The 13,442-nt window shown below is 47.5% G+C and carries 12 protein-coding genes, 1 pseudogene and 1 other annotated feature; of the genes and pseudogenes, 7 read left to right on the top strand and 6 right to left on the bottom strand.

All coding sequences use genetic code 11. The annotated features are described in order from the left end of the window. Nucleotides 1-965 (bottom strand): annotated as a pseudogene (locus F8N00_RS00630) (GGDEF domain-containing protein); the annotation flags it as partial. Between the two features lie 129 nt (nucleotides 966-1,094). Beyond that, nucleotides 1,095-1,313, top strand: a binding site (T-box leader). 60 nt (nucleotides 1,314-1,373) lie between these two features. Here F8N00_RS00630 and argS point away from each other — a divergent pair. Both argS and F8N00_RS00620 read left to right on the top strand, forming a co-directional pair. Then, entirely contained in the window at nucleotides 1,374-3,056 is a 1,683-nt protein-coding gene (argS, locus tag F8N00_RS00625) for an arginine--tRNA ligase (RefSeq protein WP_075642922.1), read from the top strand. Nucleotides 3,057-3,086: 30 nt separating this feature from the next. Further along, a complete protein-coding gene (locus tag F8N00_RS00620; protein WP_050678446.1) occupies nucleotides 3,087-3,692 on the top strand; it encodes a hypothetical protein in 606 nt (201 codons plus the stop codon). Nucleotides 3,693-3,754: 62 nt separating this feature from the next. On the opposite strand, the gene F8N00_RS00615 is transcribed toward F8N00_RS00620, so the two are convergent. The 3 genes from F8N00_RS00615 to F8N00_RS00605 form a co-directional block, all read right to left on the bottom strand. Beyond that, entirely contained in the window at nucleotides 3,755-4,348 is a 594-nt protein-coding gene (locus F8N00_RS00615) for a metallophosphoesterase family protein (RefSeq protein ID WP_058713925.1), read from the bottom strand. 76 nt (nucleotides 4,349-4,424) lie between these two features. After that, the gene (locus F8N00_RS00610) at nucleotides 4,425-4,838 is read right to left on the bottom strand and encodes a carboxymuconolactone decarboxylase family protein (protein ID WP_023469674.1); all 414 of its coding nucleotides are present in this window, start codon (nucleotides 4,836-4,838) and stop codon (nucleotides 4,425-4,427) included. A 91-nt stretch (nucleotides 4,839-4,929) separates the two neighbouring features. Next, nucleotides 4,930-5,808 (bottom strand): LysR family transcriptional regulator, encoded by an 879-nt coding sequence (locus tag F8N00_RS00605; protein WP_058713924.1) that lies wholly within the window; start codon nucleotides 5,806-5,808, stop codon nucleotides 4,930-4,932. Between the two features lie 121 nt (nucleotides 5,809-5,929). Between F8N00_RS00605 and F8N00_RS00600 the strand changes: the two genes are divergently transcribed. Next, nucleotides 5,930-6,715 (top strand): 3-hydroxybutyrate dehydrogenase, encoded by a 786-nt coding sequence (locus F8N00_RS00600; protein ID WP_023469672.1) that lies wholly within the window; start codon nucleotides 5,930-5,932, stop codon nucleotides 6,713-6,715. A gap of 109 nt (nucleotides 6,716-6,824) precedes the next feature. On the opposite strand, the gene F8N00_RS00595 is transcribed toward F8N00_RS00600, so the two are convergent. After that, nucleotides 6,825-7,319 carry a YajQ family cyclic di-GMP-binding protein gene (locus F8N00_RS00595; RefSeq protein ID WP_023469671.1) on the bottom strand — a complete coding sequence of 165 codons (495 nt, stop codon included), beginning with the start codon at nucleotides 7,317-7,319 and terminating at the stop codon, nucleotides 6,825-6,827. A gap of 111 nt (nucleotides 7,320-7,430) precedes the next feature. On the opposite strand from F8N00_RS00595, the gene pulA reads away from it, so the two are divergent. After that, nucleotides 7,431-9,437, top strand: a complete 2,007-nt coding sequence (pulA, locus tag F8N00_RS00590; RefSeq protein WP_244150234.1) for a type I pullulanase — start codon at nucleotides 7,431-7,433, stop codon at nucleotides 9,435-9,437. Between the two features lie 180 nt (nucleotides 9,438-9,617). Then, nucleotides 9,618-10,100 (top strand): site-2 protease family protein, encoded by a 483-nt coding sequence (locus F8N00_RS00585; RefSeq protein WP_058265683.1) that lies wholly within the window; start codon nucleotides 9,618-9,620, stop codon nucleotides 10,098-10,100. 46 nt (nucleotides 10,101-10,146) lie between these two features. On the opposite strand, the gene F8N00_RS00580 is transcribed toward F8N00_RS00585, so the two are convergent. Further along, nucleotides 10,147-10,320 carry a YycC family protein gene (locus F8N00_RS00580; protein ID WP_075642923.1) on the bottom strand — a complete coding sequence of 58 codons (174 nt, stop codon included), beginning with the start codon at nucleotides 10,318-10,320 and terminating at the stop codon, nucleotides 10,147-10,149. Between the two features lie 115 nt (nucleotides 10,321-10,435). Between F8N00_RS00580 and F8N00_RS00575 the strand changes: the two genes are divergently transcribed. Next, entirely contained in the window at nucleotides 10,436-11,230 is a 795-nt protein-coding gene (locus F8N00_RS00575; RefSeq protein ID WP_082663182.1) for a hypothetical protein, read from the top strand. A gap of 69 nt (nucleotides 11,231-11,299) precedes the next feature. Then, the gene (locus tag F8N00_RS00570) at nucleotides 11,300-13,390 is read left to right on the top strand and encodes an MMPL family transporter (RefSeq protein ID WP_058713922.1); all 2,091 of its coding nucleotides are present in this window, start codon (nucleotides 11,300-11,302) and stop codon (nucleotides 13,388-13,390) included. The last annotated feature ends 52 nt before the right edge of the window (nucleotides 13,391-13,442 follow it).

Here is a 13,442-nt window from a genome sequence, read left to right as displayed (position 1 = left end):
TGTGTATAAGAGACAGGCCCATAGATGATCGGGGTATGCAAATCGTCGGCTGACAAGGAATGAAACAGTGGTAACACGTCGATTGGTTGTTTCGTCCGGATGTTATAGATGACTTGTTTCCGCTGTTGTTGAATTGAGATCCAACCTTCAGAAAACGGCAACAGATGTGGTAAATCGAGGAGCAGTGAATCGATCGTCTCGCGTTCGAAGCGGGAAATCAACAAGTGTTCCTTCGCATCATCGAATCGCTTCGCATTATCGTTTGCTTCAAGGGAGTCGCCACGCTCTTGCAACAGACGTTTGAACAAAAAGAGAATCAAGGCGGAAACTGTAGCCGCGACGAGCGGACTTTCATCGTAGAACCAGATTCCGAGTAGAGCACTTAACATGCTGATTCCATAGACGAGGGACTGAAGCTTTACGAGACGTTGCCAATCGTATTTCAAGTAGAGGAAGCGATTGACGAACAGACATTGGAAGTAAGAGACAAGGAAGACGGTGATCAAAAAGCCGGTGAAAGGGAGCAAGGCTTTCGTATACGTAAAGTTTGAGCCGATCGGTCCGCCGAGCGCATAATACGCAAAGGCCGGAAGCGAAATGTAGACTAAATCGAATAAGGCATTGATCGGGTAAAGATAAACGAAACGTTTCCAACGAATCGCTTTTCGATGGGACATGAATTGAAAGACGAGAATACCGATTTGGCTTAAAATCAAGGCGTACGTTAAACCGTAATTGAGGAATAAAAATAAGATAATTCCTTCTTGGAATGTATAGTAAATGCCACCACGACGGACATTATCGAACTGAAACAGGAGAACGAGTCCGAATAAATAAAGGGTGTTGATGATGGAGACAGAAGGATGGAAGGTTGGTGGATGAACGATGCCGATCACTAATAATGTCAAGGCGACGAGACCGAAGACGATCCAGCTCGTCCGGGCTACATGTTGGTAGTAGCGCATGAAACATCCCTCCCCCTGAGAAGTATCTTTTATTCCTATACCCGAATTGTGGAAATTTTGATAAGCCATTTACCAAAAAAATAAGGTTGAGAGAAAAGAAAGAATTGCGTATAATGTGAAAGATATCGAATACAGTCGATGATGAAGAGAGTAACGGTTGATATTCGTCAACTAGCGAATCAGGGAATGGTGGAAGCCTGAGGACGAACCGGTCGTGAAACGCACTTCTGAGACGCTACCCGATTCCTGATGGAAAAGGCGTAGCCGGGGGAACCCCGTTATCCCCGAACAAGGTGGGTGTCGAAATGACACCAAGAAGAGTGGTACCGCGGTCATTCCGTCTCTTTGCGCGTGGCGCAAGGGGCGTTTTTTATTGCCAAAAAATCAGTGAATCAGGAGGAAATAAAGATGAGTTATAAAGCGCAGTATGCAGAAGTATTACATCACGTCATGGAAGGTGCCTTATCGGTTGAACAAATCGAACAACTGATCGAGCAACCGAAACATGAAGATCATGGAGATCTGGCATTCCCATGTTTCATGCTCGCGAAAGCATTCCGTAAAGCACCGAACATGATTGCTTCGGAGCTCGCAGAGAAAATTGACGCGCCGTTGTTCTCGAACGTTCAAGCTGTTGGTCCTTACATCAACGTCTTCTTGAACCGGGAAGTCGTCTCGCAAGAAATCGTCAACCAAGTCTTGACGGAGCAAGAGGCGTTCGGATCAAGTGAAGCGAATGGAAAAACGATCGTCACGGACTTCTCAGCGCCAAACATCGCGAAACCTTTCTCGATGGGTCACTTGCGTTCGACAGTCATCGGGAACGCGCTCAACCAAATCTCACGTAAAAAAGGGTACGACGTCGTCGGGATCAACCATCTAGGGGACTGGGGAACACAGTTCGGGAAATTGATGGTGGCTTACACGATGTGGGGTGAGGAAGAGGCAGTTCGTGCAGAACCAATCAAGGAATTATTGAAATTATACGTCCGGTTCCACGAAGAAGCGGAAACGAACCCAGCTCTTGAAGATGAAGGACGTCTCTGGTTCAAAAAACTCGAGCAAGGTGATGAGCAGGCGACGACGCTTTGGACGTGGTTCCGTGAAGTTTCACTCGTCGAGTTCAACCGTGTCTATGAGATTCTCGGTGTTAAATTCGATAGCTTGAACGGAGAAGCTTTCTACAACGACAAGATGCAACACGTCATCGATTTGCTCGAAGAAAAAGATCTCCTCGTCGAATCAGAAGGGGCAATGGTCGTCGACCTCGAAGCAGAGGGTATGCCACCTGCCTTGATTAAAAAGAAAGATGGCGCAACGCTTTATGCGACACGTGACTTAGCAGCTGCTGTCTATCGTCTCGAAACGTACCGCTTTGAGCAAGCGTTCTACGTCGTCGGTGGGGAACAAGCGCTTCACTTCAAGCAATTGTTCGCAGTCTTGAAGAAACTTGGATTTGAGAACGTCGACGGAATGCACCATGTGCCGTTCGGTCTGATCATGAAGGACGGAAAGAAAATGTCGACGCGTAAAGGTCGGATCGTCTTACTTGAAGAAGTACTACAAGAAGCGATCGACGTCGCGAAGCAAAACATCGCGGAAAAAAATCCGAACTTAGCGAATGCCGAAGCAACGGCTCGTCAAGTAGGTGTCGGCGCCGTCATCTTCCACGACTTGAAGAACGAACGGATGAACAACATCGAGTTCGATCTTGAGCAGATGTTGAAATTCGAAGGCGAAACAGGACCGTATGTCCAGTACACGAATGCCCGTGCGCACTCGTTGCTCCGTAAAGGTGGCTATGATGGCACACCATTCGCTGGTAGTGCCGATGATCATGCATGGGGTGTCGTCTCGATGCTAAACCAATTCTCGACGGTCATCGATCGCGCGTTCACACGTCGCGAGCCATCAATCATCAGCCGTTACGTCTTAGATCTTGCACAAAGCTTCAATAAATACTACGGACACGTCCGTGTTCTCGAAGATGACGCAGCAAAACAATCGCGTCTTGCACTCGTCAAGTCGGTCACGATCGTCTTGACAGAGGGTCTTCGTTTGCTTGGTGTCGGCGCTCCAGAAGAAATGTAAGACCAATCCACGAATAAGAAGAGGTAGATTATGAAGACTGAGACGAAAGAACGATTACAGCAAGCTGCTTCACAGATGAAGCAGGAGCCTTTGGCAGAAACGGTCGCCTTTATGGCTGATTTTCACGGGAAAGTCGCTGCTTGGTTACCGGGAGAGTCTGTCGATTTCGTTCACGATTTCGTGACGGCGCCGGAAGCCGATTTGATTGCTCCGATTGAAGGAGACGCATTACGGACGAAAGATAATTTTGAATTCTTCATGCGTAAGAAACAGACACGAAAAAAACTGGGTGAACTGTTGACGCTTTGGAAGTCGGCACGTACGACAGAGACGTTGAGTCAAATCGATGCGATCGGATTGAAAAAATGGCTCGCTCGTAATGAATTCCGTTCGGAAGACAAACCATGGGATTATTTGAACCGTCTGCATGTTCTCCTATTCCTTGATTTGATGACGACGATCATCGATGATCATCGATTGACGAGTCTGCATGAGCAACTTGTCGGTACGACACCAGTCCCGACGAGCTTCGTACGTCGTCAAGGGGATGTCCGTCAAGTCATCGAAACATTCGCGGAAGAGACGAACTTCACACAAGTGGATGTCGTCAAGGCATCGCTTGTCCGTTATCTCTGATCAATAAGATGCACGAACAAAAGCCGTCGAGCCCTGTGCCCGACGGCTTTTGTCGTATCTTCTTACTTCGCCTGATAGAATACGATCGTTTGTTGCTCTGAATCGTAAAGACACCATTCTCGTTCGAACATGACGGGACCTAGATTGACGGCATACCGTCCTCCTTTGATGGATAAAGTTTGACCTAGTGGGCTCGGTTTGGCGATGCCATTTCGAAACAAACCTCTGATATGACTATGACCAAAAAAGAGTAACGGTTCGCGTTGTTGTGACAGGTCGGGTAGAAAATCCCGCGACCAACTGAGTTGGTCTCCATGAATCAACAATGCCCCCTCGATGCGTTGTTTTCGAGGGCAATCGCGTAATGCATCGATGACAGGAGATAGATGTGGTGGAACGAGCGACAGGATGCGCTCTTCTTGATTACCAAGTAACGTCTTAAAATCAATCAGCTCTAAAAAATCATCATCGAGCGTCACGACGAGGGAGAGCGATTCGAAAGAATAGCGCTTCGCTCGCTTTTTACCGACATGGCATTCATGAACATCACCGAGACAAAACAAATGCGCATCGGGAGCGATCCGCCGTATGTCAGCTAGGACAGCCGCTGTGTCGGCTACTGAACTGTGAAGATCCGCAAAAAGGGCATAACGCATGATCGACCACTCCTTTGTTAAGGAGATACCCGAAAATGCGTCATGCCCATCTTTTTTCAATCAAGTCATGCGTATCTTATTCTGTTTCGACTGTGACGCCACGTTCTGCGAAGACGACTTTTGCGACTTCGAGTGCGTTCAAGACACGTGGGAATCCAGTGTAAGGAACAAGATGCATGATAGCTTCGACGATTTCGTTTCCTGTCAAACCAGCTGTCAATCCAGTATTGATGTGGAGAGCGAGCTGTGGTTCTGTACCTTGTGTGACGAGGGAAGCAATCGTCACGATTGCGCGGTCACGATTGACGAGACCATCACGGCTGTAAACTTCACCGTATGCGAAATCCGTGATCCACTCACCGACTGCTGGAGCGATATCTTTCAGGGATTCAGAGATTTTGTCATGCGTCGATTGTGCAGCGTTTGCGTCTGTGAATTCGCTGAGTTTTTTAACGCCTGTTTCGTGACGTGATTCAAAATGAGTTGCCATGGTAAAGGACTTCCTTTCTTTTTTAACGATGTTCTCATCGTAAAGGAAGAATTTCCATTCTACAAATACATGGTTTTTATGAAAGGTATGCTTATTTGGAATACATATCGCTGACGAATTGAATCCATTTCCGCGTCACGTACGATTGGTAGCGACCGGTTGGAACGGCGATTCCTAAGTGCCACGGGACTCGTGTTTCAAGTGGGATCGTTTTGACGCCACGAATCGAAAAGCGATCCGCGATCGAACGCGGAAGGACGGTCACGGTATTTCCTTCTGCGACAAGTAAACATAAGAAGTCCCACTGCGAGCTCACCCGAGACACGTTAGGCGTAAATCCGGCATCTTGGCAGGCGTTCAAGACAACATCGTGGAGCGAGAACGTTTCATTGAACAAGACGAACGGCATGTCGGAAACTTCTTCTAACGCAATCATCGACCGATCAGCGAGTGGATGATCATTCGGTAAGAATAAATGGAGTTCTTCTTCAATGAAGGGGTGTGTCGTTAAATGCTCATCCGAAGGCAGCACCGTTGCGATCAAATCGACTTCACCGGCGACGACCGCTTTTTCTAACGCATGTCCACCGGCTTCGATTAATTCGATTTGAATCATCGGATACATCTCTTCGAAGCGACGCAGTAGACCTGGGAAAAACAGCGAACCAATTAGTGGGGGTACGCCGAGACGAATCGTTCCCTTCGTCAGATGCATGACATCATAGAGATGAGAAGGCAGATCAGATAACTGTCGCAGAATCTTTTCACCTTCAATCAATAAGGTCTCGCCGGCATCCGTCAGGACGATTTGTCGTTTGCTCCGGTCGAACAATTCCATCTCAAGTTCTTCTTCTAAGTGACGGACCATTTTACTAAGCGTCGGTTGCGTGACGTGGAGATGTTCAGCGGCACGAGTGAAGCTTTTGAAGCGTGCCACTTCCGTAAAGTATTCCAGTTGGCGGAAATCCATTAGTATTCTCCTATTCTTTTGAGTTATAGATGTCATAACAAGTATTCATTTTTATTATTCTTTCAATCAGCGTACAGTAAAGAGACCGAACACGTAAAGATAAAGAAAGAAGGAATCCATCATGATGAAACAACTCGAAGGAAAAGTCGCGTTAATTACAGGAGCAGCAAGCGGAATCGGTCTTGAGATCGCTGAAGAATTCGCTCAAGAAGGTGCGAAGGTCGTCATCGTCGATCTTCAGGAAGAAGCTGCAAAACGCTCTGCTGAAACGCTTCGTGAAAAAGGCTTCGATGCGTTTGCTGTCGCAGGTGATGTGACAAGTGAAGAGGCAATCAAATCAAGTATCGATCAGACGGTCGCACATTACGGAACGATTGATATCGTCATCAACAACGCGGGAATGCAACACGTCTCACCAATCGAAGAGTTCTCGACTGAGAAATTCGACTTGCTTCAAAGCATCATGCTTCGTGCACCATTCCTCTATACGAAATATGTCTTCCCGATCATGAAAAAACAAGGCTCTGGACGGATCTTGAACATGTCATCGATCAACGGATTGATTGGTTTTGCAGGGAAAGCTGCTTATAACAGTGCGAAACACGGCGTCATCGGTTTAACGAAAGTCGCAGCATTAGAAGGGGCAACTTCGGGTATCACGGTCAACGCGATTTGCCCAGGATATGTCGATACACCACTCGTCCAAAACCAATTGTCTTCGCTCGCTGAAACACGGAATGTACCACTCGAACGTGTATTAGAAGAAGTCATCTATCCACTTGTTCCGCAACAACGGTTACTCCAAGTCAAAGAAATCGCGGATTACGCTATTTTCCTTGCAAGTGACAAAGCAGCAGGTGTCACGGGTCAAGCTGTCGTTCTCGATGGTGGTTATACAGCGCAGTAAGCAACGATATAAATGAAGGGAGGTACTTTTTGGATACAATCCAGAAAGCACCTCCCTTTTTTGTTTGATGGACTGAACAAAAACGTTCAGCTAATTTGACGTGAGTGGATTAACGGAAGTTAATGAACTGAACATCGACCGATAACGGAAGTTCACGAACGATTTGCATGACTTGTTGTAGGTCGTCACGTGATTTACCTGTGACACGGATTTGATCATCTTGGATTTGTGTCTTCACTTTTAATTTCGATTCCTTGACGGCATTGTTGATCTTTTTCGCATCGTCACGATCAATTCCGCTCTTAAGGATGACACGTTGGCGAACCGTATTCCCAGCAGCCTGCTCGACTTTTTCGTACTGCAGGTTTTTGGTCGGGACTTCGCGCTTGATCAATTTTGCTGTTAAGACATCTTTGACTTGATCGAGTTTGAAATCGTCATCTGAGATTAGAATCAAATCCTCTTTTTCGAGCTTCATGTCGCTCTTTGAACCTTTGAAGTCGAAGCGGTTCGTGATTTCCTTCAATGCGATCTGGACGGCGTTCTTGACTTCCTCGATGTTGATTTGTGACACGATATCAAATGAATTATCTTTTGCTGCCATGTTAATCTCCCCTTTCATTCCACTCTCTATTTTAGAGAGGAATACCGGAAGCGTCCACTGCTTTGAAATTTTGTTATAATAAAAACCATGAAATGAAAGGGGTGCTTAGCTTTGAAACAAACAGCAGACATGTTGACGCTCACACCGCAAGAACTGGATGAGCGATTTGCCTATAGTGGAAATGATTTAGGAGCGACCTTCTCAGAGACGGCGATTCGCGTGCGCTTATGGGCGCCGACGGCAGAACGTGTCGTGATTCGTCTCTACAAGACACTACGCGCACGAAAAGTCGAAGAGGTCGAGATGATGGCAGGCGAACGGGGAACGTACGTCGTTGAACTCGATCGAGCAGCATATGAAGGTTATTTCTATACGTTTCAAGCGAGCATCAACGGACAAAAAGTCGAGGCGGTCGATCCGTATGCGAAAGCCGTCGGAACGAACGGAAAACGCGGTGCGTTAATTGACCCGACAAGTGTGACACCAGAACGATGGATCGAAGAACGCCCACTGTTCCATTCTTCGCAAGACGCAGTTGTGTATGAATTACATGTACGCGATGCAACGAGTCATCCGGCTAGTGGTGTCGTCGCACGTGGTACGTTCGCTGGGCTGACGGAAGCAGGGACACGGACACCAAATGGCGGATTGACAGGACTTGATTATTTAGCGGATCTTGGTGTGACGCATGTCCAGTTACTGCCGATCTATGATTTTGGCTCAGTCAATGAGACAGCGCCGAACGACCCGGATAACTATAACTGGGGGTATGATCCGGTGAATTACTTTGCGCCGGAAGGTTCGTACTCATCGAATCCGGATGATCCACGAACGCGGATCCTTGAGTTAAAGCAATTAGTACAAGCGTTACATGATCGCGGGATCCGTGTCATCATGGACGTCGTCTTCAATCATACGTATGATGCAGCAATGGTTCCGCTCGGTCAATTCGTTCCTGGCTACTTCTATCGTCAAGAGGCGGATGGTAGCTTGTCAAACGGTAGTTTCTGTGGGAATGATACCGCATCTGAACGTCTGATGATGCGGAAGTTCATTCTCGATTGTGTGACGTACTGGGCGAAAGAGTACCATCTGGATGGTTTCCGATTCGATTTGATGGGACTGCATGATGTCGAGACGATGAATCAGGTACGTCATGCACTTGATCGGATCGATCCATCGATTCTAATCATCGGTGAAGGCTGGGATCTCGATACGCCACTTGATCCGGAAGAAAAAGCGAACTATTTCAACGCACCGAAGATGCCAGGAATCGCTCATTTCAATAACGGTTTACGGGACGGGGTCAAAGGCGACGTCCAAACGCCGGAAGACCGCGGTTTCATCAGTGGCGCATTCGACCGGACGAGTGAAGTCAAACGGGGAATCGCCGGCAACGTCTCTTCGCAAGGATTTGCCGATGAACCGAATCAGGTCGTCTCGTATGTCGAAGCGCACGATGATTTGACGATTTGGGATAAATTAACGGTGTCTCGCCCTGAGGATACGGAAGAGATTCGTCGGAAACGGCAAATGCTCGCGAATGCCATCATCTTGACGGGACAAGGGATTCCGTTCCTCCATGCCGGACAAGAGTTCTTCCGGACGAAGGACGGAATTCGTGACAGCTTCAATGCCGGAGAGGTCGTCAATCGTCTTGACTATGAACGGGCGGAAACAGAGCGTCCGGCAGTCGAGTACGTCAAAGGATTGATTGCCCTCCGTCGTCAGTATCCGATGTTCCGTCTCGCAAACGCAGCGATGATCAAAAAACATCTGCGTTTCCTCGAAGAAGGGGAAGGTGTCATTGCCTTTGAACTGAAACGAACATATGAAGGATACGTCGAACGGCAGCGTGTCTATCATAATGCGACGGAAGAGGATATCACGATTGAATTGCCAAACGGTGAATTCGAGGTGTTGGTGGAGTCGGGTGCCGTTAAGTTGCACGCACCACGACTGCATGAAGAGAAACAGTTGGTCGTCCAAGCATTGACGACGACGGTCATCGCCGAACGAAAAGCGGATTACAAGAAATATGCGGTAGCAGGCGGTGCAGCACTGACGATTATCGGATTGTTGTACGCAGCGAACAAACGTCGTAAGAAAACCGATTAAATCAAAAAGGACGAAGCGCTATAAGGCTTCGTCCTTTTTTGCGTGGATGACAGTCCGATGTCAGTCTGTCATGCAATTGACTTGCGAAAATCATCGAAACATTGTTTGAAGATACATCTTTCGGGAAAAATTATATGTAGTATTTAAGATGTTGTTTTGAAGTGAGAGGGTGTACGTTGTATGTTCGGTTTCGGTGATTTATGGAAATTCTTTTTATCGTTCTTTTTACTGCTGCCTATCGTGACATTGATTCATGAGATGGGTCATTACTTTTTCGCCCGATTGTTCGGTGGAAACATGGAAATCAATATTGGTTCAGGCAAATCATTGCTTCGTGTTGGTCCAATTCGACTGAATCGTGTTTATTTTTGGGATGGATGGTGTCAATATGAGGCGCTGCGTCATGAAACGAAGTTTGCTAATATCATGGTCTATGCTGGTGGATCGATCGCGAACTTGGTGAGTATCTTAGTCGTAAATGGTCTTATTTATGCCGGCGTGTTCGAGGCATCGATTTTTACGTACCAATTTGCGTATTTCTCGTTTTATTTCGTCTTTTTCTCCCTCTTCCCGATCGATCATCCGAATGGTTATCCGAGTGACGGAAAAGCAATCATCAATGTCTTCCGTTACGGTAAATCCGACTATCATCCACAATCTTAAACGAAGATTAAAGCCTCTTTCCGTCATTGGAATAGAGGCTTTTTACTCAAGATTCCGATTCCCTAGACGAATCAGATTCTGTTTTCGCTTGTTCCTGCTCGAGTTCGACGAGCTTTTGAATCAAGATATGGCGCGGCATATGCATCAGTTGTTCAAGTGGTACGTTCAGACGTTTTGCGAGTTCGACAGCCGTCTCTGCTGATAATTGTAAAGGTTTCATCGTGTTCGTCCTCCTTTTTCCATGAAGTTAGTATAACAGGAGGTGCAAGCCGAGCGCATCAATAGTAGCGAGAAACTGAGAAGGTTGATACCGTATGAAGTAGGAAGTGATGCATATGTATAAACCTGCTGCAGAGCTGTTACTCCATGAATCCGTCTCACTGTTTGATCGAATCGGGGAGGATTTGCTTCTTTTTCGAGATCGCCACGGATTTATGAAATGTGATGCGGATTTAAGACCACTATGGGAAACAGCATGTGCGTATGTTCCATTCTCCTGGTACATTGAGCCAGGCGGTGGACGATTGTTCATCGTATTTGAAGAGTCAGCTTATTTTGGTTTACTAGATTTAGAGCAAGGGCATTTAGATTATATCAAGCGACCCGCTGCTTTTTCCGAGGCATGGTTCAGTAATTTATTCTTGTGGCAAGATGATGAGATCTTCCTGTACACGGCAGAAACAGACGTCGTCTGTGTGAACGTTCAAACAGGGGACTGGCGGTACTCAAATTATGAAGAGGCGCCACTGTTCGGACGCTTAGTGGAGCGAGGATATGATACACGTTTGACGTTCGAACGATTCATCGCACCTACGACGATCATTTCTTATGATGATCTAAAAGAACGGTATGTGATTTGGGACGCTGCGACGAATCAGGAATCGATCATTCCTTTTTCGGATTACGCGGAGTACTCGCTCGTTGATCACCGGCACCAATTGTTTTCGATCACCGATTCATCTCGTTTTTACTTGTATGAGAAGAGTCAGCTGAAATATAAGTTCGAGGGATGTCATTCCTCCGTTTTACTCAAAAGTGTGTTACTCGATGAAGAGGCGCGACGTCTTGCGATCGTATCGACATCGGCGACATTCGGCAACACATGGGTTCAAATTTTTCAAAAGACGTAATGAAACATCCTTTTCGCTTTTCAGCAAGAAGGATGTTTTTTGTACGTTTATACAGAAAGGGGACGCATCATGCAACGGCTTGGTCATCTGATGAGTACGTATTTTCGAGGAGTGTTGATTGTTTGGGCAATCCTGCTCGTCGTGCTTGGATATTTCGCTTATCAACTACCCGATCGGCTAGAAGGAAACGGATTTACGCGTGACGGTGATTTTCAACGCGTCGAGACAGTACTCGATCAAGACTTCGGTCAGGATCCGCATACGATCATCGTTCTATTTGAAAATCAAGAGAATCTACGACAAACGATGGTGGAACATGTCGAGCGCTTCCGTGATATCAAAGGTGTCGGGAACGTCACTGGTCCCGTCGAAAATCCGCGAGCGATTCGGAACGATAAGGGATACGTGACGGTCGGGGTACCGACACTTGATGCGAAATGGGCAGCTGCGGTCACACGTCAACTGGATGATACCGGAACGATTCGACTAACGGGTGAACCAGTCGTCGTCGATGATTTGAATACAGCGTCGAAAAATGATCTCATCCGGGCTGAGTTGATTGGAATTCCAGCAGCGTTGATCGTCTTGCTACTCGTTTTCGGTACTCCGGTTGCCGCCATCCTACCGTTGATCATGGGACTCGTTACTTTTGTCTTTGGTGCCGGTGTTCTTTATTTCGTCGCCGGGCAACAAGAGTTATCAATCTTCGTCTTGAATGCGGTCGCGATGATTTCGCTGGCGCTCGGAATTGATTTTTCGCTGTTATACGTCAATCGATTTCGCGAAGAACGGCAGGACGGACAAGATATTCGGAAGGCAGCGATCCGTTCGGTCGAGACGGCAGGGCGTTCAATTTTATTTTCCGGAATCTGTGTATTCGTCGGACTTGCCGGGCTATTGCTGATTGATGTGGATGTCTTCCGCGCTGTTGCGATCGGGACGCTCGTTTCGGTCCTTGGGGCAGTCGTCAGTGCATTAACGTTACTACCGGCACTATTGATCGTTTTCGGGAAGGTGTTAGAGAAAGGACGACTCTTCCGGCAGCGAGCAGGTCGTAGTGAAGATCGTTGGCGTCGTCTCGCTCGTTTCGTCATGAAGCGCCCGGTCGCAGTGACGATTTTGTCCTTATTGCTGTTGTTACCTTGTTTATTGCCGTTACGTGACTTGACGTTGAACATTCCGCAAGCGACCGCTTTACCGGAATCCTATCCGTCACGTCTCGCCTTTGAGTCGTGGGAAAAAACATTCGGAAACGATGGAACGGACGCCGTCCTCATCTTATCTGCTGATGCTTCCTCAGAGGTGGGACGAGAAAAAATCGAAGACGTGACGATTCGACTCGAGTCGGATCCCGATGTACGTTCCGTCGTATCCGCCGCAACGATTGCCGAACAGCAACAAGTGCCGCTCGAGCAGTTAGTCGCTGTTCCGGCCGGGCGCGAAGCTTTGACGGCATTTCTATCAGAGAACGACCAAGCACGAATTGATGTTAACTTAAAAGGAGATCCCGGGGATGCTGCTTCGCAAGACTGGGTGCGAAAGATGCAAGCGGACGGTTATCTTGTCGGGGGACCGGCAGCCTTCAATCAGGAAATTTATGATGCCATTGAATCGAAACTCCCACTAGCAGTCGGTGTCGTCGTCTTGGCGACATTCATCATCCTGCTGATTGCGTTCCGGTCCATCTTGATCCCAATCAAGGCGATTCTGATGAATTTGCTTAGTCTAGGAGCGACATTCGGATTACTCGTCATCTTGTTCGAGTCCGGCGCAGTTCTTCCGCAGGAGACGATCGGCATTCTGACACCGGTCTTCATCTTCTCACTCGTCTTTGGTTTATCGATGGATTATGAAGTGTTCCTCGTCTCGCGAATGGAAGAATATTATGACGAGACGGGTGATAACGATTATGCGACCGAGATGGGGCTTGCGAAGACGAGTAAGATCATTACGTCTGCTGCCTTAATTATGATCGTCGTCACAGGGGCGTTTGCCTTCACGGGCGTCAGTCCAATTAAACAACTTGGCGTCGGTATCGCGCTTGCGATTTTTATTGATGCCACAATCGTCCGGATGCTACTCGTCCCCGCACTGATGAAACTATTTGGTCACTGGAACTGGTGGTGGCCGGGTGGTCGTCGTAAAGCGATTCGCAAGTGACACATCGCGTAAGCACATCAGTAGCTATTCGGAGGAAGACGAGCGTATACTG

It is taken from the genome of Exiguobacterium sp. A1_3_1 (assembly GCF_048985645.1).
Classification (GTDB): Bacteria; Bacillota; Bacilli; order Exiguobacteriales; family Exiguobacteriaceae; genus Exiguobacterium_A; species Exiguobacterium_A indicum.
The sequence above is the reverse complement of the archived record's forward strand: the minus strand, read 5'-3'. Positions and strand labels throughout refer to the sequence as shown.

Excerpts from the sequence above, each read along its gene's own strand:
- F8N00_RS00595 (WP_023469671.1), bottom strand. The coding sequence starts at position 7,319 with ATGGCAGCAAAAGATAATTCATTTGATATCGTGTCACAAATCAACATC.
- F8N00_RS00600 (WP_023469672.1), top strand. The coding sequence starts at position 5,930 with ATGATGAAACAACTCGAAGGAAAAGTCGCGTTAATTACAGGAGCAGCA.
- F8N00_RS00615 (WP_058713925.1), bottom strand. The coding sequence starts at position 4,348 with ATGCGTTATGCCCTTTTTGCGGATCTTCACAGTTCAGTAGCCGACACA.
- F8N00_RS00605 (WP_058713924.1), bottom strand. The coding sequence starts at position 5,808 with ATGGATTTCCGCCAACTGGAATACTTTACGGAAGTGGCACGCTTCAAA.
- F8N00_RS00575 (WP_082663182.1), top strand. The coding sequence starts at position 10,436 with ATGTATAAACCTGCTGCAGAGCTGTTACTCCATGAATCCGTCTCACTG.
- F8N00_RS00570 (WP_058713922.1), top strand. The coding sequence starts at position 11,300 with ATGCAACGGCTTGGTCATCTGATGAGTACGTATTTTCGAGGAGTGTTG.
- F8N00_RS00610 (WP_023469674.1), bottom strand. The coding sequence starts at position 4,838 with ATGGCAACTCATTTTGAATCACGTCACGAAACAGGCGTTAAAAAACTC.
- F8N00_RS00620 (WP_050678446.1), top strand. The coding sequence starts at position 3,087 with ATGAAGACTGAGACGAAAGAACGATTACAGCAAGCTGCTTCACAGATG.
- argS (WP_075642922.1), top strand. The coding sequence starts at position 1,374 with ATGAGTTATAAAGCGCAGTATGCAGAAGTATTACATCACGTCATGGAA.
- F8N00_RS00580 (WP_075642923.1), bottom strand. The coding sequence starts at position 10,320 with ATGAAACCTTTACAATTATCAGCAGAGACGGCTGTCGAACTCGCAAAA.
- F8N00_RS00585 (WP_058265683.1), top strand. The coding sequence starts at position 9,618 with ATGTTCGGTTTCGGTGATTTATGGAAATTCTTTTTATCGTTCTTTTTA.